The following is a 23,105-nucleotide window of genomic DNA, read 5'->3' on the forward strand; positions in this document are numbered from 1 at the left end:
GTCGCCACTTCAGGTCCATGCTGCGTAGCCGGTCAGGAAACATCCTGCCCCTCGCCGCTCTGGCGATATTTGCCGTTGCGGCGCTCATGGGCGGAGCGATCGACATCAGCCGCGCCTGGCGCGCGCAGACCCGGCTGCAGGCAGCCTGTGATGCAGGCGTGCTCGCCGGCCGCAAGGCGGTTACGACCAAGGGCTTCGATGCCACTGCGAACGCACAGGCCCAGAACTATTTTGCCGCCAACTTCGATGAAGCGCAATTCGGTTCGACCGACACATCGTTCGTAGCGTCCTCCGCTGACAAGGGCAGCACAGTCGATGGACTGGCGACGACCCTGTTGCCGCCGATCATGATGCAAATCTTCGGTTACGGCGCCATGGATCTGACCACGAAGTGCACGGCCTCGATGGGCGTGGGCAACTCCGATGTGATGATGGTCCTCGACACCACCGGCTCGATGAATTCGGCGCTGTCCGGCAGCACGCAGACCCGCATCCAGGCGTTACGCGTGTCGATGAAGAACTTCTACGATACCGTCGAAACCGCCCTTTCCGGAACAAATGGCCGTGTCCGCTACGGTTTCGTGCCTTACAGTTCGTCGGTCAATGTCGGGCACCTGCTCGTCAACCTCGATCCCGACTATCTCGTCGACAGCTGGACCATCCAGTCGCGCAAGGCGGTCTACAAATCGGTCCAGACCCTGACGGGTTATGGCACGCCCACCAGAACCTCCAGCACCGGCACGAGCACGACGTCCTACGGCAGTTACAGCAGCTACGGCTCCTCCCGCTATGGCAACTTGACCGCGTGTAATAGCAACAAGCCAGCCGACACAGCTTGGGCAAACAATGGCACGGCAACGACCACCACCGCCACCACGACCAACAGTTCGGGCCAGAAGGTGACAACGACCACTGTCAGCCAGCCCCAGCGCATGACGGTCTATTCGTGCACCTCATCGGGCGGTTCAGGATACGGCATAGAATGGCGCTACGCTGCGCGGACCTATTATACCTACACGTACGACACTGCCGACCCGGTCTACTCGACCACGACGACTTTCGACAAATGGGAATACCGTCCGGTCACTTACGACACGAGCCGCTTCAAGCTGTTCGAAAGCGTATCGACCAACACCGGCACCAACGGCGCTGCGCAATCATCGACCTGGAAGGGCTGCATCGAGGAACGCGCGACCGTTTCCGAGGACGCCTTCACCTGGTCCTCGATCAACGGTTTTACTCCCACGGGAGCGGAAGACCTGGAAATTGACGCCGCACCCGACGGTTCCGTGGCCTCGAAATGGGCTCCGATGTGGCCCGATGTCGCCTACATCCGCACGGTGACTTATGGCGGCGTAGTCTACATGAACAGCGCGATGCCTTCTGCCACGGGTCAGCTTGCCGGTTCCTATTGCCCGACCGCGGCACGCCTGCTCGCGACGATGGACAAGTCGGCCTACTATGCCTTTGCGGACTCGCTCGTGCCGGAAGGCGCAACTTATCACGACATCGGCATGGTGTGGGGAGCGCGCCTTGCGTCGCCAGATGGAATGTGGTCGAGCAATGTGCGCGAAGCCCCTGACAATGGCGGCGAAGTCTCGCGCCACCTGATCTTCATGACCGACGGCGAGATGGCGCCCAGCTACTCCATCCAGTCGTCCTGGGGCATCGAGTACCATGACCGGCGCGTGACCGACGATGGCTTTACGCACGACACCGAGCGCCACAATTCGCGCTTTCTTGCCTTGTGCGATGCGGTCAAGGCCAAGGGCATACGCATCTGGGTGATCGCCTTTGCCCAGGCGATGACCACGCAGCTCCAGACTTGCGCATCGGATTCCAGTGCTTTCACCGCATCCAACGCCAGCCAGCTCGACGCCGCCTTCCAGTCGATCGCCAAGCAGGTGGGTGAACTGCGGGTGGTGCAATGAAGCGCCGCGCGCTCCTGCCCGATAACGAGGGCGCGACCATCATCGAGTTTGCAATCGTCGTGCCGCTTTTTCTCGTCCTGCTGCTCGGAATCATGGACGTGGGACAGATGGTCTATGGCAAGTCCGTCCTTGCCGGTGCCGTTCGCAAGGCGGCGCGCGAATCCTCACTTGAGACCCGTAACACCTCGGAGGCCGATGCCATGGTCCTCGAGATGATCCGCCCGGTTCTGCCGGGTGTCACCATCTCGACCTCGCGCAAGAGCTACTACGACTTCTCTGACATCGGACGCGCCGAAAAATGGAACGATTCCAACAAGAATGGCCTGTGCGACAGCAACGAAACCTACACCGACGAGAACCGCAACGGCCAATGGGACGAAGACGTCGGCAAGGCGGGCAGCGATGGTGGAGCAAGCGACGTCGTCGTCTACACGGTGAACGCCTCTTTCGAACCGGTGTTCAAGGTCCCTTTTCTGCCCGCGCTATGGTCGGACCGCACGCTCACTTCGACCGCCGTCACCCGTAACCAGCCCTTTGCCACTCAGGCCGGCTATGGCTCCAGCGCCGGGAGTTGCGTATGAACGCGCGCTTTTGCTTCAGTGTCCTGCGCGCCAAGGACGCCGTCTCGACCATCGAGTTTGCGCTGGTGCTGCCAGTGTTCATCATCCTGGGAATGTACGGTGCCGAGATCGCTTGGATGAACGCCTCCGCGCTCGAGGCAAGCCAGGTCGCCATCGCGCTCGCCGACAATGCCTCGCGCCTCGGCCAGACGGACAACAGCGGCGTCACGCCCACCATTACCGGCCCGGATATCGATTCCGTTCTTTCTGGCGCCATTGCGGAGGGCCAGAACATCGGCCTGGGCGGTGACGGGCGGGTCGTCCTGTCCAGCCTCGAGGTTCATCCGGTCACCGGCAAGCAGTACCTTCATTGGCAACAATGCAAGGGTTCGCTTCAGAAGAACTCGTCGCACGGCAAGCCGGACCTGACCGGTAGCGCCTTGTCCGCCATCGCTTCGGGTATGCAGATCGGAGGAGGCAAAATCACCGCACCGGCAAACTCGGCGGTGATGGTTGCCGAAGTCTGGTATCGTCACAAGGGCCTGTTCGGCACCATGTTCATCCAGCCGATCACCATTCACGAGGAGGCAGCGGTCATCGTGCGCGACAACCGCAACCTGACGCCGGGCATCAGTAATGCCAAGTCGGAAACCAGTTGCTGAGAGCCGGTCAACGCTTCTCGGGAACCACCTCGAGCCGCCAACTCTTGTCGGGTCTGAGATAACGCTGTGCCAGTGCCTGCATGCGTTCTGGCGTAGTCTGGCTGTAATCACTCAGGATCGTGCGGATGCCTGCGATCTTGCGCGGATCATTTGCCGCGCCTTCCAGTTGGAACATGTAGAACCCGTTGCCCGTGCTCGCCCGCGTAATCAGCTGTTTGAGCGGCTCGGTTACCCGGCCGATTTCGTCCGCGCTCGGCGGATTGGCAGCAAGGTCGGCGGCGATCGTGTCGGCGGCGGCGAAAAACGTGGCGAAGTCGGTCGGTCGCAACTGCACTGTTGCCGCGATATACCCGCCAGACGGCAGGTCGAGCGGCCAGCTTGATCCCACCTGCGGGGCGTAGCTTGCGCCCACCTTCTCGCGCATCGCGTCGAACAGGCGATTGTTGAAGATCTGGGCAAGGATCTCGAGCTGTCGGCTCTCGCGCACGCCGGCCTGCCCGCCACCCGTGGGCCAGGCGACCACGGCGGCCGCCTGCCCCGGATCGCCACGATGGGTCAGGACCAGCGGCTCGGCATTGTGCGCCGGGATGTTCGGCGAAAGGACCGGGGCCCCACTCGCCGGGCGGGCCGGCAGGGCACCGAAGGTCTTCTCCAGCGAGGCCAGCGCCTGCTCGCGATTGAAATCGCCGAAAAGATCGATCTCGATCGGCCCTTGCGCCAGCAGTGGCTCCCACGCCTTGCGGAAGCCCTCAGGCGTAACCTTGTCGAGTTCGACCGGGTTGGGCGTCGCATAGCGCGGGTCGCCATCGCGCAGCAGCCAGGTAAGGTCGCGCCCGAGCACCGCCATGGGCGAGGAATTGAAGCTTTCATACTGCAGCTTGGATGCAGCCTTCGCACGCAACACCGGGTTCGGCTCCCAGCGCGGCATCGCGAGCTTGGCCGCCATCAGGTAGAGCTGGTCCTCGAGGTCTGCAGGGCGCGTATCGGCCGAAAGGCGGAACGCGGTGTCGTCGATGTCGAAATCAAGGCTCAGCTTGCGGCCCGTCGCCAGCCGGTCAAGGTCGTCGCGACCGAGCGTTCCGATCCCGCTGTCCATCAGCGCCGCTTCGCCGATCGGTCCATAGACCGCATCCTGCGGTGCAATCGCCGAATAGCCCCCGCCGAACCGCGCCTTGACGATGATCCGCCCCGGCTCGGCATCGTTGGGCCAGAGCAGGACCTTGACCCCGTTCGACAGCTCGATCTGCTCGATCCCGAGCAGCCCGATCGGACGGGCACTTGCAACGGTTCCCGGCGCCCCCACCGGCGGCAAGTCGGCAAACTTCAGCGTATTGGCGGCAACCCGGCTTCCCGAGGCCGCCTCCACCTTTTGCGTCAACGCCATGCGCAGCGCAGGCTCATCGGCCTCGCCAGACTTGGGCGTGATCATCATCGGCCGGATGACCGTGCCCTGAAACAGCTTGCGCGTGCTCGCAAGCACCGCAGCGGGCTTGAACAAAGGGACCGACTGCTTGAAAATTCCGTAGACCGTATCCGGGTTCGCCACCGTCTCGCGAATGTCCACGGCATTGACGATGTCGTCCGCTGCTTTCGACCCGGCGATCGTCGTCTGCGTCTCGACACCCACCTTGAACGCGACCTCGAACTCGGCCACCTCGCGGTCGATCTCCTCCTGCGAGGGCGGTGTCGCAAGCGCATCGGCAATGACCGAGCGCACGTCGGTAACGGCGCTTTTCCAGTCCTCGCCCAGCGGGGTCACCGTCACGATGGTGGCGTCGGCCGAGCGTGACAGCTCCTGCTTCATCTCGTCCACCGAGGCGGCAAGATAGCTGCCGCCCCCACGCGCGCGGCCTTCGAGACGCCGGTTGATAAGCGCCAGCGCCAGCCGATCGATCATCAGCCCCTGATTGTAGACAATCGTGTCGTTGACCTTGGTCCAGGGCCGCAGGATCGCCCAGTTCACGATGCGCGGCAGATCGGGTTCGACCAGCACCTTGGCCTCGCCCACCGGATTGTTCGGATCAAGCCCTGCAGGCGCAACAGGCTTTCCGAAATCGGGCTGCGAGGGCTTCTTGCCCTTCACTTGCCAGCCGCCGAACCATTGCTCGATCCGCGCGACAAGCGCTGCCGGATCGGCATCGCCAGCGACAATAACCACCGTGTTGTCGGGCCTGTACCACTTGTCGTGGAAGGCCTTTACCGCCGCTGCATTTGCACCCTCGAGCGTTTCGACCGTACCGATCGGGTTGCGCGAGGCGAGCAGCTGGTTGCGGAAGAACAGGTCGCGCGTCTGGTCGAGCACGCGCGATTGCGGGCTTGTGCGCTCGCGCATTTCGGCCAGCACGATCGGCACTTCGGTTTTCACCCCGTGGTCGGTGAAGATTGGCGAGGTGACCATGCCCGAGAGCAGCTTGAACGTCTCATCCAGCTTCGCGCTCGTTGCATTTGGAATATCGAGTTTGTAGACCGTCTGCGTCGGGCTGGTCTCGGCATTGGTATCGCTGCCGAAAGTCGCGCCCAGTCGCTGCCAGGTCGGGATCGTCTCGCCTTCCTTGAGGTATTTCGATTCACGGAAGGTCAGGTGTTCGATCAGGTGCGCATAGCCACGCTGCGGTTCGGTCTCGTACATCGAACCGGCATCCACCAGCACGCGGATCGAGACCTGTTCGGGTGGCACGCCGTTGTGGCGCACCGCATAGCGCACGCCATTTGACAGCACGCCAAAGGTCCACGCCTTGTCCTGCGGTACGTCCGAACCCTTGTAGAGCCATGGCACCGCCCCCTTTTCAGGAGCGCGGGCGTCGATCGGCGCTGCGCTCAGGAGCAGGAGCGGAAGAAGAAGGCCGAGGCGCCGGGCGCGCTTTTGTGGAAAATGCATCGCCCGACTATAGGTAGCCCTGGCATTAAGGACCAGTGAATAGACCTGTTATTGCTGCGGAGACTGTTCGGGTTGTTGGGCACCTTGTGCCGCACGCATCGCCTCGACTTCGGCAGAGGTCTTGAAGTCCACCAGTTCGACCTGGAACACGAGATCCGAGTTCGCCGGGATCGGCCCTGATGCTTGCGCGCCATAGCCCAGGGCCGAGGGGACGCAGAAGCGCCATGTGCTGCCCTTGGCCATCAGCAACAGGCCTTCGGAGAAGCCCGGAATGACACCCTCGACCGGAAAGGCAGCCTGCATGCCCTGATCGAACACCACGCCGTCAGATGCGAGGTAGCCGATGTAGTTCACGAGCACGAAATCCGCCTTCGCTGGCTTTGCGCCGTCCGCCGGCTTGAGCATCAACGTGCCAAGGCCGCTTGCCGACGTTGCGCTGCACAACCGCTGGCCCGCCCCGACGATGGGATCGAGTGGCAGGGGAATCGCCTGTGCCGAAGGCACCGGCGGCTTGGCCACCTTGGCAGGCGTCGCGGCGCTGGCTGGCACACCGGCGGCAAGAATGAGGAGAGGGGCGATGCGGCAGAGCGCCTTGGGACGGATCGTCATGGCTCATGCATAGGCACTCACGCGCGCCTGCGCCATGCGCCCAAAGTCGGAATAATCGGGAAATCAGGCATCCGGGCGGTGAAATCCCCGGCTTTCCTGCACTTGACCCTGACCATGGCACGCCTACATGCGAATCATGTTCATCGAGACCGAAACCACGCCAAACCCCGCCACGCTCAAGTTTCTCCCGGGAGAACTGGTCATGGCCACCGGCACGCGCGAATTCACCTCGCCAGAAGCGGCGGAAGCTTCGCCGCTGGCACAGGCCCTGTTCGATCTCGGCGACGTGACCGGCGTGTTCTTCGGCCGTGATTTCGTCTCGGTCACCGCTGCTCCCGGCGTCGAATGGTCGAGCCTCAAGCCACAGGTGCTTTCGCTGCTGCTGGACCATTTCGTCTCGCAGGCTCCCTTGTTCGTTCCCGGATCGGCCGGCGCCATCGCCGTCCCCGCCGAAGCCGACGACGATTTCAACGATGATCCGGCCGATGCCGACGTGATCGACCAGATCAAGGATCTGATCGAGACCCGCGTCCGCCCGGCCGTCGCCAACGATGGCGGCGACATCATTTATCGCGGGTTCCGCGAAGGCGTCGTCTACCTGCAGATGCAAGGCGCCTGCTCGGGCTGCCCGTCGTCCACGGCCACGCTCAAGAACGGGATCGAAAGCCTGCTCAAGCATTACGTCCCCGAAGTCAGCGAAGTGCGCGCTGCATGATCCTGCGGGCCTGACATCGTGCGCAGGCTGGTCATCGACAGTGCGACGGAGAACTGCTCGGTTGCCCTGATCGAGGATGGGATTCTCGTCGCCGGTGAATGCCTGACGCTCGGGCGCGGACATGCCGAGCGCCTCGTGCCGATGATTGGCGCGCTGCCTGGAAACGGCAGGGCCGATGCCATTGCCGTTGATGTCGGGCCCGGCAGCTTTACCGGAATTCGCGTGGGCCTTGCCGCTGCCCGCGCTCTCACGGTGGCGTGGGGCGCACGGCTCGAAGGCTACGAAAGCCTGACGCTCGTCGCCGCAATGGCTCTTGCCGACCATCCGAGCGAGTCAGTCGATGTCTGCATGACCGGCGGACACGGCGAATGGTTCTTCCAGACATTTGCTGCCGATGGCACACCGATTGCCCCGCTTGTCTCGCTGGCGCCTCGCGATGCCATCGCGAGGTCAAACGCCCCGCTTGTCGCCGGCAGTCAGGCGCAGGCCATTGCACAGGCGCGTTCAGGCATCCGCGCGCTCGATCTGCGCCCCGATGCGCGATGCGTTGCACTTCTCGCGCCTTCGGCATTTCACCACGATCCTCGCCCCAGTTACGGTCGCGCGCCCGATGCGCGGCTGCCATCGGCGGCCTGATCGGGCCAGACCCGCACGATGATCGCGCCGCCCGACGACATCGACCGGATCATGTCCGTCATGGAATGCGCGTTTCCGCCCGAATATGGCGAGGCGTGGAACCGTCGTCAGGTGAGCGATGCACTGATCGTCGGCAATTGCCGCTATGGATTAATCGCGCCTGACGGCTCTGGACGGTTCGAACACGATACCGAGACCGCCGGATTTTTCATGGGAAGAAATATTCTCGACGAAGAAGAACTACTCCTCTTCGCAATCGCACCAAAGTATCGTTTTCAAGGACTTGGTCATGCCCTACTGAGCCGTTTCATCGAAGAAGCGCGTTCTGGTGGCGTGGCCCGAGTCTTCCTCGAGATGCGCCGCGACAACCCTGCCGGGTTTCTCTATGCCGCGCACGGCTTTCGCGAAATCGGCATGAGGCCCGGCTACTACCGGACTCCCGCGGGCCAGCGCATCGATGCACTGACTCAGGAACTGGTGCTCGGTCATTAACCCTATACTTGGCAGTGCAATACGTATCTGTTCGCGAATTTCCGGGAATTTGTCGGATATGGTTGTGTCCCTGCGCACAAAACTATAAAAGGTGATCTGGATCACCAATTTTGACTTGAAATGCCACTAGGCTCAAGACGAGCACCCATAGGAAGACGGTTCGCAATGACTGAAATGCAAAATGACATGCGTGAAACCCTGATCACGCTCGCCTCCGACATCGTCGCTGCCCACGTCAGCAACAACAGCGTCTCGGTCAGCGACCTTCCGACCCTGATCACCAACGTCTACACCGCGCTTGCCAACCTCGATCAGCCCGCGCCGGTCGTCGAAGTGGCACCGGAACCGGCGGTTTCGATCCGCTCTTCGGTCAAGAACGATCACATCGTCTGCCTGGAAGACGGCAAGAAGCTCAAGATGCTCAAGCGCCACCTCGCCACGCGCTACAACATGACTCCGGATCAGTACCGCGCACGCTGGAATCTTCCGGCTGACTACCCGATGGTCGCGCCGGCCTATGCCGAAAAGCGCCGTGAACTGGCCAAGAAGATCGGCCTCGGTCGCAAGCCCGCTCCCAAGCGTGGCCGCAAGCCTGCCGCTGCCTGATCGCACGTATCCATCGCGGCGCAATCGTATGGCGCCCGGTTGAAGATTTGGCCCGCCGCTCTATAGATCGGCGGGCCGTTCTTTTTGGTCGGCATCCATTCTGACGGAACTCACGTGCACCAGGCCATCGACATCGAAGCCCTCTGCGCCGAGCGCGGCCTGCGCATTACCGATCAGCGCCGCACGATCGCGCGCGTGCTGTCGGAAAGCAGCGACCATCCCGATGTCGAGAAGCTGCACGAGCGTGCTTCGGCCATCGACTCGCGCATCTCGATCGCCACGGTCTACCGCACAGTCCGCCTGTTCGAGGAAGCCGGCATCCTCGATCGCCATGACTTCGGCGATGGCCGTGCCCGCTACGAAGCCACGCCCGAGGCGCATCACGATCACCTCATCGATGTCGAATCGGGCAAGGTCATCGAATTCGTCGATCCCGAACTCGAACAGCTCCAACGCCAGATCGCCGAAAAGCTCGGCTACCGCCTGGTCGATCACCGCATGGAGCTTTACGGCGTCAAGCTTGACCGCGACGGCTGACAGCCTCGGCCGCCCCGGCATTTCCCTGGGTGGACGCCTGCGCATCGGCCTGCGCCTCTCGGCCATGCTGCTCTGGCTCGTCACCTGCGTTCCGCTTTATTATCTCTGGCGCGTGGCACGCCTGCACAATCCGTGGCCCCGCTTCTTTCTCGGCGGCATCGCACGGATCGCCGGCGCACAGGTCCGGATAGAGGGGGCGCCGTCGCGCAAGGGCGCGTTTCTCCTGTCCAATCACGTCAGCTGGCTCGACATTCCGGTGATTTCGGGCGCCAGCGGCAGCGCCTTCGTGGCGCATTCCGGCCTTGCCGATCATGGCGCGCTCAAATGGCTGTGCGACATGAACGACACCGTGTTCGTCGCCCGCCATGAACGCCGCTCGGTTCATAGCCAGGTCGAGGCGGTACGCGCCGCCATCACCGATACCGGCGCGCTGACCGTCTTTCCAGAAGGCACCACCAGCGATGGCACCGGCCTGCTGCCGTTCAAGTCCTCGCTCCTGTCCGCGCTCGATCCGCCGCCACCGGGCATCGCGATCCAGCCGGTCTGGCTCGATTACGGCCCGGATGTCGCAGCGATGGCTTGGGTGGGTGAAGAGCCTGGCCTCGAAAATTTCCTCAAGATCCTCGCCCGCCGCCGCCGGCAGCCGGTGACCGTCCATTTCCTCCCGCCGCTTACGCCCGACGAATCCACCAGCCGCAAGACCATGGCCGCCGCCGCGCGCACCCGCATCCTCGAGGCGATCGCCCGCAAGCGGTAGCCAAGCGACGGTAAATCCAGTATCGGCCCGCCCATGTCCGCGCCCACTTCCCCTCCCAACGATCTGCCAAAGACCTTTCACGTCAAGAGCTTCGGCTGCCAGATGAACGTCTACGACGGCGAGCGCATGGCAGAACTGCTTGCCGCGCAGGGGATGACCGCTGTCGAAGGGGGCAAGGACGCCGACCTCGTCGTGCTCAACACCTGCCACATCCGCGAAAAGGCGACCGAGAAAGTCTATTCCGACATCGGCCGCCTGCGTCGCGATGATGGTTCGGCCCCGCTGATCGCAGTGGCCGGCTGCGTAGCCCAGGCCGAAGGCACCGAGATCATGGCGCGCGCTCCCAGCGTCAAGGTCGTGGTCGGCCCGCAGTCCTACCACCGCCTGCCCGACATGGTGGCGCAGGCCGCCGCCGGTGGCCGCGCGACCGAGACCGACATGCCCGCCGAGGCCAAGTTCGCCGCGCTGCCCAAGCGCCGCAAATCCGCCCCTTCAGCGTTCCTTACCGTGCAGGAAGGGTGCGACAAGTTCTGCACCTATTGCGTGGTGCCCTATACGCGCGGCGCTGAAATATCGCGTCCCTACAATGACCTCGTCGAAGAGGCCCGCCTGCTCGTCGCCGGTGGCGCACGCGAGATCACGCTGCTTGGCCAGAACGTCAATGCCTGGACGGCCATGGACGACAGGGGCCGCCAGATCGGCCTCGACGGGCTGATCCGTACGCTTGCCGCAGACCCCGACCTGCAGCGCATCCGCTATACCACCAGCCATCCCAACGACATGACCGATGGCCTGATCGAGGCGCACGGCGAGATCGACAAGCTGATGCCTTTCCTGCACCTGCCCGTGCAGGCGGGCAGCGATCGCGTGCTCAAGGCGATGAACCGCAGCCACACCGCCGAGAGCTACCTGCGCGTGCTCGAACGTATCCGTGCAGCGCGCCCAGACATCGCGCTTTCGGGCGATTTCATCGTCGGCTTCCCCGGCGAAACCGCGTCCGAATTCGACGAGACCCTGCAACTGGTCAGCGCAGTCGGCTATGCTCAGGCCTTCAGCTTCAAGTACTCCCCCCGCCCCGGAACGCCCGCTGCATCAATGGACGATCAGGTGCCGGTCGAAGTCATGGACGAACGCCTGCAGCGCCTCCAGGCCGCGCTGCAGCGCGATTCGCTTGCCTTCAACAAGGCCAGCGTGGGCAAACGCTGCTCGGTGCTGGTGGAGCGCAAGGGCAAGTTCCCCGGCCAGTGGCTGGGCAAGTCTCCGTGGCTGCAATCGGTCCACTTCACCGGCGATGCGGCGATCGGCGATTTGGTGGAAGTCGAACTCATCGAGGCCGGGCCCAATTCGCTGTCGGGCCGGCTGCTCGAAATGCCTGTGGAATAAACGGCTTCCACAGCCTTTTCACCGCGCGCCGCCTTGCGCACCGCCCATCCGCACCTATTCTCAAGGGTAAGCCCCTTGCCTGAAAGGAGAGCATGGCCCGAAAACTCCCCCGCGCCCATGATGAGGCGCATCATCGCCCGGAACTGCACCGCCCCGATCAACATCGGCGCGCCCGGGTCGAAGTCGAATTCGATGAACAGACCGTGCTCGGCGCGCTGTTCGGCCAGTTCGACACCAATCTCGTGCTGATCGAGAACCGGTTGGGAGTGTACATTTCGGCCCGTGGCAACCGCGTCCTGATCGAAGGGCCCGACGATTCCGTCGCACGCGCCCGCGATGTCCTGCGCGGCATGCATCAGCGCCTGCTGACCGGGCAGGACCTCGATGCAGGTGCGGTCGAATCGCTGATAGCGATGAGCGTCGAGCCTACGCTCGAGGGCATCATCAGCGGAATGCCGGGCGGTGCGCCCCCAATCATGATCCGCACGCGCAAGAAGACGATCGTCCCGCGCAGCCCGACCCAGATCGAATACATGAAGGCGCTGATTTCGAACGATGTGATCTTTGCGCTCGGGCCGGCAGGCACCGGCAAGACCTATGTCGCGGTGGCACAGGCCGTGGCGCAGCTCATCTCGGGCTCGGTGCAGCGCCTGATCCTGTCGCGCCCCGCGGTCGAGGCGGGCGAGCGACTGGGCTTCCTGCCCGGCGACATGAAGGAAAAGGTCGATCCCTACCTGCGCCCGCTTTACGATGCGCTTTACGATTGCATGCCGCCTGAACAGGTCGAGCGGCGCATCGCCAGCGGCGAGATCGAAATCGCGCCGATCGCCTTCATGCGCGGCCGCACGCTGGCCGATGCTTTCGTCATTCTCGACGAAGCGCAGAACACCACGCCAGCGCAGATGAAGATGTTCCTCACCCGCTTCGGCCAGAACAGCCGGATGGTGATCTGCGGCGATCCCAAGCAGGTCGACCTTCCCGGAGGCGTTACCGCCAGCGGCCTCAACGATGCCGTCCAGCGTCTCGAAGGTGTCGAAGGCATCGCCACGGTGCGCTTCAACACCGCCGACGTTGTCCGCCATCCCATCGTCGGTCGCATCGTCGAAGCCTACGAAGGAAAGGATGCGTGAGCGCACCGATCCTCGAGATGGACATCGACCCCGTCTGGGGCGATGCGGTGGACTGGGAGGCGCTGGCCAACCGCGCGGCCGAGGCCACGGCCAGCGTCGCGACCGAGCTGGCGCACGAAAACCTGCTTGTCAGCCTGGTCATGGCCGATGACGAGGAAGTCCATGCGCTCAACAGGCAGTGGCGCGCCAAGGACAAGCCGACCAACGTCCTGTCGTTCCCGATGCTCAGCCGTGAGGAAGTGCTTCACGCAGCAGCAGACGAAAGCACGCCCGGCATGCTGGGCGACATGATCCTCGCACACGGTGTCTGCAGGCGCGAAGCGGCGGAAAAGGGCGTGTCGGTCGAGGTCCACGCAACCCACCTCGTCGTCCACGGCCTGCTCCACCTTGCCGGCTACGATCATGAGCTTGGCGAGGCGCAAGCGGAGGAAATGGAGAATCTGGAGCGGAAGGCGCTTGCGCTGATGGGCATCGCCGACCCATATGCGGTCGAAGACTGACACACCAAGACCGTTACAGGGGAGTTCCAGGTAGTGCCCGAGGGCAATGGCTCCACCGGCGATAGCCGGTCGGGAGACGCAGACAGTAGCAATCCTGCACTATGGCGCGTGCTGTGGCGCGCGATCAGGGCCTTCTTCCGGGGGCCGGACAACGACCAGTCGCTCCGCGCCCAGATCGAGGAAGCGATCGACGAGCACGAGGGCGAACCGCATGCGGCGACCGCCGCCAATGGCGATCTTGTCCCGCTCGAACGCCAGATGCTGCGCAACCTCCTGCACTTCAGTGAACATGACGCCGACGACGTTGCGATCCCGCGCAGCGAGATCGTCGCCGTGCCCGCCTCGGCCACGTTTGAGGAACTGGTGGCCGCCTTTGCCGAACACGGTCACAGCCGCATGCCTGTCTATGGCGAATCGCTCGACGAGATCGTGGGTATGATCCACGTGAAGGACGTCTTCGTCAGCGTTGCCGGAATGACCCTTTCCGGCAAGCTGCCCCCCAAGGACTGGACCACGCTGATGCGCCAGCCCTTGTTCGTGCCGCAGGCACGGGGCGCGCTTGACGTATTGGCCGACATGCGCAGTCGGCGTACGCACCTTGCCGTGGTGATCGACGAGTATTCGGGCACCGATGGCATCATCACCATCGAGGACCTGGTCGAGGAGATCATCGGCGAGATCGAGGATGAGCACGACGACGCGCCCGAAGAACTGATCCGCCGCATCGACCCCGATACCTGGGAAGCCGATGCCCGCGCCGAACTCGACGATGTCGCGGAAACGGTCGATCCCAGACTTGCGGAAGTCGAGGAAGATGTGGATACGCTGGGCGGTCTGGCGGTGGTTCTGGCAGGCGAGGTGCCACCCGTCGGACGCATTCTTGAACATGCCAGTGGCTGGCGACTTGAAGTGACCGGGGGCGACGAACGCCGCCTGACCAGCATCCGGCTTCATGCCCCGCAGGCTGAAGCAGTTGAAGAGGACTAGGACGAGAACATGATCCGCCGCCTGCCCCCGTTGCGTTCGCTCGAGGCGTTCATACGCGTCGTGCGCGCAGGGTCGGCCAAGACGGCGGCGGCCGAACTGGCGCTCAGCCCCTCGGCCTTGTCGCGCCGCCTTGGCGCGCTCGAGGAATTCGTCGGCAAGCCGATGTTCGAACGCAAGCACCAGGCGCTCAAACTGACCGAGGAAGGCCAGCAGCTTTACGATGCGGTCGCCCCGCTGATCGACGAGATGGCTGACAGGATCGATCGCCTGATCGATACCGGCAAGGTCATGCGCCTGCGGCTTGGCGTGCTGCCCCTGTTCGGCAGCCAGCGCCTGTTCCCCCGGCTTGGCGAATTGCGCAAGCTGCATCCGCAACTGCACATCGACATCGATTCGGGCCACGCGGCCGAAACCAAGCTGGGCGATACGATCGATGCGGCCATCGTCCTGTCCGAAGGGCCCGACGCCTCGCTCCATTCCGTACGGCTCGATCATAACCGCGTCCACGCGATCACGTCTGTCGCGCTGGCCGAGGAACTGGGTGACCGGCCCGACATCGCCAAGCTTTCGAAGCAGACATTCCTCGTCCACAACGACCTGCCGATGAGCTTCGAGGCATGGAAGAAGGCGCTGCATCTCGAAAAGCTTGAACCGGCGGCGATCGACCATTTCGATTCTGGCCAGTTGATCCTCGAAGCCGCCGCGCAAGGGCTCGGCATCGCGATCATGCACGATGATCACTATCACCGCAGCCACGATCCGCGCGTGGCGCGCCTCTACGACATCGACGTCGACAGCCCCTATTCCTACTGGTTTGTCTGCCGCCCGCGCGCGCTGCAATCGCGCCCGGTGCGCCTGTTCCACGACTGGATGCTGAAGGCGGGGCTTTGACGCCCACCCGCCGCCGCGTGACGATGGTGACGATCCATTGCCCGGTTGTGCCCGAAACGCTTGCGCGCCTCCTTGGCGGAGACAGCACGGCGCTAGAGCGCGATCCCGCCGCTGCGGCGCTTCTCGCCGTGATCCGCGCCGACAATTCCTTGGGCGATTTTGGCCTTTATCATGGTGTGTGCGAGATCGGGCCAGGCTGGGAAAGCTTCACACCCTCGCCTGATGCCGCGCCCACCCTAGGCCAGGCAGGCGTAACGGCGCTTTCCCCCACGGTCATACTCAAGACCTACGCCTCCACCGGCGCAGATTTCGACGCCGCCCTGGCCGCGCTGGTTACGGCGCACCCTTGGGAAATACCGGTCATCGAATTGTCCGAAGTGGACCTGCTGGTCCGCTAATCCGCGCCAAAGGCCGGCAGACCGTGCCGCGCGATGAACGCGGCGAAGTCACCCCCGGCGATCACGCGCTGTCCCGCATGGACTGGGCGGTTGTAGATATAGGCCGCGGCCATCACGGAGCCACCGCCCGCCACGCCAACGCGCACCTGCCGACGGCGATACTCCGACCGCGCCGGACATCGTAGATCATAGCCTTCGTAAGTATCGAGCAGCCGCAAGTGCTTCGCAGAAAAGCATGGGCCGGCGCGATAAATTCTCCCCCACACAAGTCCCCGCCCCGCGCCCAGTGCCGGATACCAGCCGCCGGACGATCGCACGGCCCATAACCGCCCGCGCACCGTGGCGCGTCTTCCGCCCGTCAGCAGCGGCAGGATCGCGCCCGTCAGCGCGTTCTCATGATCCTGCGTGAGCGTGCCGTAAAAGAAGAACCAGTGCGCGCGCATCCTCATGCATCAATGCGCGCAGGCAAGCGCCTCGACAACGTCGTCCAGCCGCGCCGGATCGCCCATAGCGATGACGTGCCCGTCCGAGCCCGAATGAAGGGGGTCGCCGTTCCAGTCGGCCATGGTCCCGCCCGCACCCTCGACGATCGGCACAAGCGCCGCCCAGTCGTGCAACTGGAGATTCGCCTCGCAGACGACGTCGAGCTGGCCGGTGGCGAGCATCGCATAGTTGTAGCAATCGCCACCCATGACCATGCGCTTGTGATCGGTCTTGGCAGCAAGACCCATGAAATGCGCGCCGTCATGATCGTCGAAGTAGTGCGGTCCGGTCGTCGCCAGCGTAGCCTCGGAAAGTTCGCGGCAGAGGCGCGTGCGCACGGGCTTGCCGTTGAGCGTCGTCGCCATGCCCGCTGCACCGACCCAGCGTTCACCGGTGATAGGCTGGTCGATCACGCCCAGTACCGGAAAACCTTCGACTACCAGCGCAATCAACGTTCCGAAAATCGGACGGCCCGCAAGGAAGCCCGCCGTGCCATCGATCGGATCGAGCACCCAACTGCGCCCCGAACTGCCTGCGGTCGAGCCGAACTCCTCGCCGATGATGCTATCGCGCGGAACCTCGGCCGTCAGGATGCGGCGCATCGCTTCTTCGGCAGCGCGGTCAGCAAGCGTGACCGGAGTCGCATCCCCCTTGCGCTCGGCCGTGACCGTGCGGAAATGGGGGCGGATCGCAGCGGCGGCCGCGTCGGCAAGGCGAAGGGCAAGGGCAATGTCGTTTTCAAGTTTCATGGCATAGCCTGTGCCCGTCGATGGGGCCGACGGTCAACCCGCAACCGCCCGCACAAACGGCATCGACTTCTGACTCCAGTAACTTTAGTTAAGGCGTGACGGTCAGCACACAAGATATGGCGCATCAGCGCTAGGATTGTGGCAATGATTGTTCAGGGGGCGCATTGATGAGTCGCAACAGCAGGCCGGCGGTCGACCGGTCGATAGTTTCGCCCAATGGGGCGACGCGCGATGGCCAGCCCATTTCCTACAGTCGCGCCCCTGCTCCCGATCTCGAACGCTGGGTCGGCCGCTTCTATGTCACCATCGTCGACATGCCGGCCGAACGGCGGCTCGATTGCGGGCTGCTTAGCGATTTTGCCTGTGTTCGCGTGCAGTTGCGGGGCAAGTGGGAAGCGACGACCGCCGATGGCGTCCGCGCCTCCGAACGCGCGGCGATGCTGTTCGGTCCGCATTCGCGGCGCCTGCCGATCAGCGTGACCGGCAGCTTCACCAGCGTCGGCATATTCCTGCGGCCGGGAGCCTGCCATGCGCTGGGCGGTCCCGACATTCACGGCCTGACCGATCGCCTCGCGACGTTCTCCGAGCTTGGCATGCCCGAATCGCGCTGGCTCGGCCTGTTTGATCCCGATGCCAGTCCCGAGGAATGGACGCTCGCGATGGAGGCCGAGATGCGCAGCCTGATTGCCGAGCGTGCGGTGCGCGAGCCCGAGCCCATCTCGGCGCGCTTCGAAGCGGCGGCGTTCACCGACCCGACCGTTTCGGTTGCACAGCTTGCGCAGGACCTTGGCGTCGACCAGCGCCGGCTCGAACGCATCGTGCGGCGCGATTTCGGCATGACGCCCAAGCAGGTCCTGCGCCGCGCCCGTGCGCTCGACATGGCCAGCCACCTGCGCGGCGTGGCCGATCAGGACGAGGCGGAAGCGCTGGCGCTGCGCTACTACGACCAGAGCCACCTCATCCGCGAATTCAGCGCGATGTTCGGCATGAGTCCGAAGCAGTTCGTCGAGCGCCCGCAACCGCTGATGACCCTCGGCCTCGAAACCCGCCAGACGCGGCGGCTCGAGATCATCCAGCGCCTCGCACCCGGCGGGATCAAGCCCTGGGAGTGAGCACAGCAGTTGCGCCGTGGCATGTGCGCGCCTAGAGCCAGATGGCAATGGCAAGGGCTGATCGTCTCGAACGTCTCGACAAGCGGCGCTCCGAACTGGAAGCGGATTACCTCGAAGCTCTGATCGAGGCGCTGCAGGTGACCGCGGCAGGCAAGTGGGGCCTGTTCGATCACAATGCCGACAAGATCATGCGCGCCGCCACCCAGCCGGTGATCGACAACCTGACCGAACTTGCCGACCTCATCGCCGAAGCGCGGGAGACGCTGTTCATGGAGCCCTTCACGCTCCACGACGAATTCATGGCCGCGCGCGGCAAGCCCGGCGCGCACGCGGTGGGCGAGCCCAAGCAGGCGCGCGCATGGCTGGAAAAGCTGAGGCTGGTGGCGAAAACCCCGCCCACCACAGAAGATTAAAGCGGCACGCAATCAATCGGGATCATGCGTCATTGCCCGCAATGACGAAGTGCGGTGCAGATTTTCTGCAACCTGCTCTAATCGAAAAGGCTGGAAACCGAGCTTTCGTCAGCGATGCGGCGCACCGCCTCGCCGATCAGCGGCGCGATCGTGAGGACGCGGATGCGATCGCACGAAGCGGTTGCCTCGGTTGGCATGATCGTATCGGTGATCACCAGTTCCTTGAGCGCAGATCCGGCCACGCGGGCCACCGCACCGCCTGACAGAACGCCGTGAGTGATATAGGCTGAAACGCCCGCCGCGCCGGCATCGAGCAGCGCCTGCGCCGCGTTGCACAGCGTGCCGCCCGAATCGATGATGTCGTCGATCAGGATGCACATGCGCCCCTTCACGTCGCCGATGATGTTCATGACTTCCGACTGGCCGGGACGGTCGCGGCGCTTGTCGACAATCGCGAGCGGTGCGTTGTTGAGCCGCTTGGCCAGTGCACGCGCGCGGACCACGCCGCCGACGTCGGGCGAGACGACCATGAGTTCCTGCGTGCCGTAGCGCGTCTGGATATCCGCTGCCATCACGGGCGCTGCAAAAAGATTGTCGGTCGGAATGTCGAAGAAGCCCTGGATCTGGCCAGCATGCAGATCGACCGCGAGAACGCGGTCGGCACCTGCGGTGGTGATCAGGTTCGAGACCAGCTTGGCCGAGATCGGCGTGCGCGGGCCGGGCTTGCGGTCCTGGCGGGCATAGCCGAAATAGGGAACCACCGCCGTAATTCGCTTGGCCGAGGCGCGGCGCAGCGCGTCGATGCAGATCAGCAGTTCCAGCAGATTGTCATTGGCCGGATAGCTCGTCGACTGGACGACAAAGACGTCCTCGCCGCGCACGTTCTCGTGAATCTCGACGAAAACTTCCTCGTCGGCAAAGCGGCGCACGCTGGCGTCGGTCAGCGGCACTTCGAGATAAGCCGAAATGGCGCGAGCGAGCGGCAGGTTTGAGTTGCCGGCCATGATCTTCATGCGTGCGATTCCCTCGGATTCGATCCCCGCCTGCGCATTAGCCCATGATGACAGGTTTGCAACTCTTGCGGGCCACGGCGTTTGCCGCCTAGGGTTCTGACATGGCAGTTACTCTCCGGATCACCCTCGCCCAGCTCAACCAGTCAGTGGGCGACCTTGCCGCCAATGCCGCCGCGATGATCGCCGCGCGCGAGAAAACGCCTGACAGCGACCTGATCGTCTTTCCCGAACTGCAACTGATCGGCTATCCGCCCGAAGACCTGATCATGAAGCCCGCGCTTGTCGAGCGAGCGGCCGTAGAGCTGGAAAAGCTCGCCGCCGTCACCGCCGATGGCGGCCCCGCCATGCTGGTAGGGTCGGTTTTCGTGCGCGACGGGGCGCTGCACAATGGCGTCGCCCTGCTCGAAGGCGGGCGCATTGCAGCCACCCGCTTCAAGTACGAACTGCCCAATTACGGCACCTTCGATGAAAAGCGCTATTTCATGCCCGGGCCCCTGCCGGAGCCGGTCCTGTTCAAGGGCGCGATGCTGGGCCTGCCGATCTGCGAGGACATCTGGCACCCGGACGTCTGCCGCCACCTCGCCGAACTCGGCGCGGAGATCTTCATCTGCGTCAATGGCAGCCCTTACGAGATCGACAAGGACGTCCTGCGCATCGATGGCGTTGCCAAGCGCCGCGCGATCGATACCGGCATCCCGCTGATCTATCTCAACCGCGTTGGCGGGCAGGACGAGATCGTGTTCGACGGGGCCAGTTTCGTCGTCGGTCCCGAAGGTGCGCTGTGGGTGCAGATGCCCGACTGGGAAGAATCCATCGTCACCACCACGTGGAGCCGCGTCGGATTCGGATCGGGCCATCGCTGGCGCTGCGAGGCAGGAGAGGTTCACGATCTCGCCGAGCATCCCGAGGACATCTACTGCGCGATGGTCATGGCCCTGCGCGACTACGTCAACAAGAACCGCTTTCCCGGAGTCGTCCTCGGGCTTTCCGGCGGCATCGATTCCGCCATCTGCGCGGCCATCGCAGTCGATGCGCTGGGCGCGGACCGGGTGTGGTGCGTGATGATGCCCAGCATCTACACCAGTCAGGAAAGCCTTGAGGACGCCGAAGGATGCGCTCGGATGCTCGGCGTGAAGCTGGATACCGTGCCGATCAATCCGGCGGTGCTCGGCTTTGGCGAGATGCTTGCCCCCGTGTTTACGGGCAGGCAGCCGGATCTTACCGAGGAAAACATCCAGTCGCGCATCCGCGGAGTCACGCTAATGGCGCTGTCGAACAAGTTCGGCCCGATGCTGGTGACTACCGGCAACAAGAGCGAGATGAGCGTCGGTTACGCGACGATCTACGGTGACATGAACGGCGGCTACAACCCGCTCAAGGATGCCTACAAGACCACGGTCTTCGCAGTCTCGAACTGGCGCAACACCAGGCGGCCCAAGATCGGTCTTGGCCCGGAGGGCCCTGTCATGCCCGAGCGGATCATCACCAAGCCACCAAGCGCCGAACTCCGTCCAGACCAGAAGGATTCGGATTCCTTGCCGCCCTACGACATTCTCGACGCGATCCTCACCGGACTGGTCGAGAACGAGAAGAGCGTCGATCAGGTCGTAGCCGATGGTTTCGACCGCGCCACGGTCTCACGGGTTGAGCGGCTTTTGAATGTGGCGGAATACAAGCGCCGGCAAGCCCCTCCAGGCGTCAAACTCGGCGCGCGCAACTATGGCCGCGATCGTCGCTATCCCATCACCCACGGCTTCCGCACCGGCTGACTTATTGCGATCGATTCGCATTGACGTAGAAATGACGGACGCCTAAATTGCGAATCGTTCGCAACAAAGGAATTGTCATGTCGGTACATCAGCCAGGCAGCGATAGCGCCACCCGCTTCTCCGCCGTGATCGCGGGCATGGCGCGCGGCCACGACATTCGCGGCCTTACGCTCAAAGGGCTGCACCTGACGATGGCCATGCGTTTGTGCGCCTTGTTCGAGGCCACCGCCCGCGATCCGGTCCCCGATCTCGCCCGCCGCTATCACAGCATCGAAGCCGCCTGCGCGGTGCATGGCCTCGTCATGACAATCAAGCAGGTCTGGCCCGAACCCTTCATGGTCAACCGGCCCTGCTGCCTTGCGATGACGCCGGACGAGACCACGCTTGCGGCTCTCGCCCGCGCCGCCATGGCCGGCAGGCGCGATATCTTCGGCGACGTGGTCAGCGGGTTCGTCCGCGTCGAGCGCCACGACGCGCTGTATAACGCCGCGGTCCATGCCGTCGCCCTTATCCCCTGACCTTCCGGCCTTCCCCTTGATCGCGGCGCGCGCTAGGGCGAGCGCCATGACCACCGTAACCCGCTTCGCCCCCTCGCCCACCGGCAAGCTTCACGTCGGCAACGTGCGCACGGCGCTGCATAACTGGCTGCTGGCAAAGAAGACCGGCGGCAGGTTCCTGCTGCGCATCGACGATACCGACGCCGAGCGCAGCCGCGAGGAGTATGTCGAGGCAATCCGCGCGGATCTCGCATGGCTGGGGCTGGTCCCGGACGGCAAGGAGCGGCAGTCGGCGCGCTTCGATCTTTATGAGCGCGAATTCGAGCGCCTAGTGGAAGCCGGGCGCGTCTATCGCGCATACGAGACTTCGCAGGAACTGGACCTCAAGAGGAAAGTGCAACTCGGGCGCGGGCTACCGCCGATCTATGATCGTGCAGCACTGAAGCTGAGCGAGGCCGACCACGAGGCCAAGGCCGCCGCCGGAGAGAAGCCGCACTGGCGCTTCCTGCTCGATCACGACCAGCCGATCACCTGGGACGATGGCATCCGCGGCGCCCAGAACTTCGATCCGAGGCAGATGTCCGATCCGGTCGTGCGCCGCGCCGATGGGTCGTGGCTCTACATGCTGCCCTCGGCGATCGACGACATCGCGATGGGCGTGACCGATGTGTTGCGCGGCGAAGACCACGTGTCCAATACCGCCACGCAGATCCAGATGTTCACAGCGCTTGGCGCGCAGCCTCCGCGCTTTTCGCATGAAGCGCTGCTCACCGGAAGCGAGGGCAAGCTGTCCAAGCGCCTCGGCGCGCTGGGCATGGCCGATTTCCGCGAGCAGGGGATCGAGCCTGAGGCCATCGTCGCGCTGCTGGCGCGGCTCGGCACTTCCGATCCGGTCGATGCGACGCTCGATGCCGCAGCGCTGGCGGCAAGCTTTGATCTGTCACGGTTCGGGCGTGCGCCGGCGCGGTTCGATGAGGCCGACCTGCACCGCGTCAACGCGCAGATCGTGCACCGGCTGCCGTTTGCCCGCGTCACCCATCTCCTGCCTGAAGGCATGGGCGAGGCGGCTTGGGAAGCTATCCGGCCCAACCTGGCCCACATCGACGAGGCCAAGGACTGGTGGCAGGTCGTCACCGGGCCGGTATCCGCGCCTGTATTCGATGATGAAACGCGAGCGTTTCTGAATGAGGCGGCGAAGGTTGCGGCAGCCCTCGACTGGAGCGCCGATCCATGGCGTGCGCTGACCGCCGCGCTCAAGGACAGCACCGGGCGCAAGGGCAAGACGCTGTTCCTGCCGCTGCGCCAGGCCCTGACCGGTCAGGACCACGGCCCGGAAATGGCGGCGCTGCTTCCCCTGATTGCGCAGGATGATGCCGTGCGCCGCCTTTCGGCTTGAG

General features: G+C 64.0%; 25 protein-coding genes. 20 read left to right on the forward strand and 5 right to left on the reverse strand.

All coding sequences use genetic code 11. The annotated features are described in order from the left end of the window. The first annotated feature begins 17 nt into the window (after nucleotides 1-17). The 3 genes from AC2A04_RS05165 to AC2A04_RS05175 are packed head-to-tail and all read left to right on the forward strand — an operon-like array spanning nucleotide 18 to nucleotide 3,153. Entirely contained in the window at nucleotides 18-1,931 is a 1,914-nt protein-coding gene (locus AC2A04_RS05165) for a Tad domain-containing protein (RefSeq protein WP_484211235.1), read from the forward strand. Next, nucleotides 1,928-2,512, forward strand: a complete 585-nt coding sequence (locus tag AC2A04_RS05170; protein WP_484211236.1) for a TadE/TadG family type IV pilus assembly protein — start codon at nucleotides 1,928-1,930, stop codon at nucleotides 2,510-2,512. The genes AC2A04_RS05165 and AC2A04_RS05170 overlap by 4 nt, the downstream gene beginning before the upstream one ends. Continuing rightward, nucleotides 2,509-3,153, forward strand: coding sequence for a TadE/TadG family type IV pilus assembly protein (locus AC2A04_RS05175; protein WP_484211237.1), 645 nt, complete (start codon nucleotides 2,509-2,511; stop codon nucleotides 3,151-3,153). The genes AC2A04_RS05170 and AC2A04_RS05175 overlap by 4 nt, the downstream gene beginning before the upstream one ends. Before the next feature lie 7 nt (nucleotides 3,154-3,160). Here AC2A04_RS05175 and AC2A04_RS05180 read toward each other — a convergent pair whose 3' ends face one another. Then, entirely contained in the window at nucleotides 3,161-6,031 is a 2,871-nt protein-coding gene (locus AC2A04_RS05180) for a M16 family metallopeptidase (protein ID WP_484211238.1), read from the reverse strand. A gap of 48 nt (nucleotides 6,032-6,079) precedes the next feature. Then, on the reverse strand, nucleotides 6,080-6,640 hold the full coding sequence (locus AC2A04_RS05185) for an FKBP-type peptidyl-prolyl cis-trans isomerase (protein WP_484211239.1): 561 nt from the start codon (nucleotides 6,638-6,640) through the stop codon (nucleotides 6,080-6,082). A gap of 136 nt (nucleotides 6,641-6,776) precedes the next feature. Between AC2A04_RS05185 and AC2A04_RS05190 the strand changes: the two genes are divergently transcribed. The 12 genes from AC2A04_RS05190 to AC2A04_RS05245 all read left to right on the forward strand — a co-directional run bounded on the left by AC2A04_RS05190 (nucleotide 6,777) and on the right by AC2A04_RS05245 (nucleotide 15,672). Then, entirely contained in the window at nucleotides 6,777-7,355 is a 579-nt protein-coding gene (locus tag AC2A04_RS05190) for a NifU family protein (protein WP_484211240.1), read from the forward strand. An 18-nt stretch (nucleotides 7,356-7,373) separates the two neighbouring features. Next, entirely contained in the window at nucleotides 7,374-7,991 is a 618-nt protein-coding gene (tsaB, locus tag AC2A04_RS05195) for a tRNA (adenosine(37)-N6)-threonylcarbamoyltransferase complex dimerization subunit type 1 TsaB (RefSeq protein WP_484211241.1), read from the forward strand. Between the two features lie 18 nt (nucleotides 7,992-8,009). Beyond that, nucleotides 8,010-8,483: a GNAT family N-acetyltransferase gene (locus AC2A04_RS05200; RefSeq protein ID WP_484211242.1), complete on the forward strand. Its 474-nt coding sequence runs from the start codon at nucleotides 8,010-8,012 to the stop codon at nucleotides 8,481-8,483. Nucleotides 8,484-8,648: 165 nt separating this feature from the next. Continuing rightward, nucleotides 8,649-9,089 carry a Ros/MucR family transcriptional regulator gene (locus AC2A04_RS05205; protein WP_484211243.1) on the forward strand — a complete coding sequence of 147 codons (441 nt, stop codon included), beginning with the start codon at nucleotides 8,649-8,651 and terminating at the stop codon, nucleotides 9,087-9,089. A gap of 114 nt (nucleotides 9,090-9,203) precedes the next feature. Further along, nucleotides 9,204-9,626 carry a Fur family transcriptional regulator gene (locus tag AC2A04_RS05210; RefSeq protein WP_484211244.1) on the forward strand — a complete coding sequence of 141 codons (423 nt, stop codon included), beginning with the start codon at nucleotides 9,204-9,206 and terminating at the stop codon, nucleotides 9,624-9,626. Then, complete coding sequence (locus AC2A04_RS05215; RefSeq protein ID WP_484211245.1) at nucleotides 9,610-10,383, forward strand: lysophospholipid acyltransferase family protein; 774 nt, start codon at nucleotides 9,610-9,612, stop codon at nucleotides 10,381-10,383. The genes AC2A04_RS05210 and AC2A04_RS05215 overlap by 17 nt, the downstream gene beginning before the upstream one ends. 33 nt (nucleotides 10,384-10,416) lie before the next feature. Then, the gene (gene miaB / locus AC2A04_RS05220; protein ID WP_484211246.1) at nucleotides 10,417-11,766 is read left to right on the forward strand and encodes a tRNA (N6-isopentenyl adenosine(37)-C2)-methylthiotransferase MiaB; all 1,350 of its coding nucleotides are present in this window, start codon (nucleotides 10,417-10,419) and stop codon (nucleotides 11,764-11,766) included. A 92-nt stretch (nucleotides 11,767-11,858) separates the two neighbouring features. After that, nucleotides 11,859-12,896: a PhoH family protein gene (locus AC2A04_RS05225; protein ID WP_484211247.1), complete on the forward strand. Its 1,038-nt coding sequence runs from the start codon at nucleotides 11,859-11,861 to the stop codon at nucleotides 12,894-12,896. After that, nucleotides 12,893-13,396: an rRNA maturation RNase YbeY gene (gene ybeY, locus AC2A04_RS05230; protein WP_484211248.1), complete on the forward strand. Its 504-nt coding sequence runs from the start codon at nucleotides 12,893-12,895 to the stop codon at nucleotides 13,394-13,396. Before AC2A04_RS05225 ends, ybeY begins: the two co-directional genes overlap by 4 nt. A gap of 33 nt (nucleotides 13,397-13,429) precedes the next feature. Further along, nucleotides 13,430-14,383, forward strand: a complete 954-nt coding sequence (locus tag AC2A04_RS05235; RefSeq protein ID WP_484211249.1) for a hemolysin family protein — start codon at nucleotides 13,430-13,432, stop codon at nucleotides 14,381-14,383. Nucleotides 14,384-14,392: 9 nt separating this feature from the next. Continuing rightward, nucleotides 14,393-15,274: a LysR substrate-binding domain-containing protein gene (locus AC2A04_RS05240; protein WP_484211250.1), complete on the forward strand. Its 882-nt coding sequence runs from the start codon at nucleotides 14,393-14,395 to the stop codon at nucleotides 15,272-15,274. Beyond that, nucleotides 15,271-15,672, forward strand: coding sequence for a hypothetical protein (locus AC2A04_RS05245; protein WP_484211251.1), 402 nt, complete (start codon nucleotides 15,271-15,273; stop codon nucleotides 15,670-15,672). The genes AC2A04_RS05240 and AC2A04_RS05245 overlap by 4 nt, the downstream gene beginning before the upstream one ends. Here AC2A04_RS05245 and AC2A04_RS05250 read toward each other — a convergent pair. Next, complete coding sequence (locus AC2A04_RS05250; RefSeq protein ID WP_484211252.1) at nucleotides 15,669-16,121, reverse strand: gamma-glutamylcyclotransferase family protein; 453 nt, start codon at nucleotides 16,119-16,121, stop codon at nucleotides 15,669-15,671. The genes AC2A04_RS05245 and AC2A04_RS05250 overlap by 4 nt on opposite strands. 3 nt (nucleotides 16,122-16,124) lie before the next feature. Next, on the reverse strand, nucleotides 16,125-16,904 hold the full coding sequence (locus tag AC2A04_RS05255) for an inositol monophosphatase family protein (RefSeq protein ID WP_484211253.1): 780 nt from the start codon (nucleotides 16,902-16,904) through the stop codon (nucleotides 16,125-16,127). Nucleotides 16,905-17,071: 167 nt separating this feature from the next. On the opposite strand from AC2A04_RS05255, the gene AC2A04_RS05260 reads away from it, so the two are divergent. After that, entirely contained in the window at nucleotides 17,072-18,016 is a 945-nt protein-coding gene (locus tag AC2A04_RS05260; RefSeq protein WP_484211254.1) for a helix-turn-helix domain-containing protein, read from the forward strand. 47 nt (nucleotides 18,017-18,063) lie between these two features. Then, nucleotides 18,064-18,429, forward strand: a complete 366-nt coding sequence (locus tag AC2A04_RS05265) for a hypothetical protein (protein ID WP_484211255.1) — start codon at nucleotides 18,064-18,066, stop codon at nucleotides 18,427-18,429. A gap of 77 nt (nucleotides 18,430-18,506) precedes the next feature. Here the strand turns inward: AC2A04_RS05265 and AC2A04_RS05270 are convergent, their stop codons facing one another. Next, nucleotides 18,507-19,442, reverse strand: coding sequence for a ribose-phosphate pyrophosphokinase (locus AC2A04_RS05270; protein WP_484211256.1), 936 nt, complete (start codon nucleotides 19,440-19,442; stop codon nucleotides 18,507-18,509). Between the two features lie 101 nt (nucleotides 19,443-19,543). Here AC2A04_RS05270 and AC2A04_RS05275 point away from each other — a divergent pair, with 101 nt between their 5' ends. The 3 genes from AC2A04_RS05275 (at nucleotide 19,544) to gltX (ending at nucleotide 23,104) form a co-directional block, all read left to right on the forward strand. Further along, a complete protein-coding gene (locus AC2A04_RS05275) occupies nucleotides 19,544-21,211 on the forward strand; it encodes an NAD+ synthase (protein WP_484211257.1) in 1,668 nt (555 codons plus the stop codon). 77 nt (nucleotides 21,212-21,288) lie between these two features. Further along, on the forward strand, nucleotides 21,289-21,729 hold the full coding sequence (locus tag AC2A04_RS05280; protein WP_484211258.1) for a hypothetical protein: 441 nt from the start codon (nucleotides 21,289-21,291) through the stop codon (nucleotides 21,727-21,729). 46 nt (nucleotides 21,730-21,775) lie between these two features. After that, on the forward strand, nucleotides 21,776-23,104 hold the full coding sequence (gltX, locus tag AC2A04_RS05285) for a glutamate--tRNA ligase (protein ID WP_484211259.1): 1,329 nt from the start codon (nucleotides 21,776-21,778) through the stop codon (nucleotides 23,102-23,104). Nucleotide 23,105: the final 1 nt, after the last annotated feature.

This window comes from Novosphingobium sp. HNCC26DJ243 (assembly GCF_057180545.1).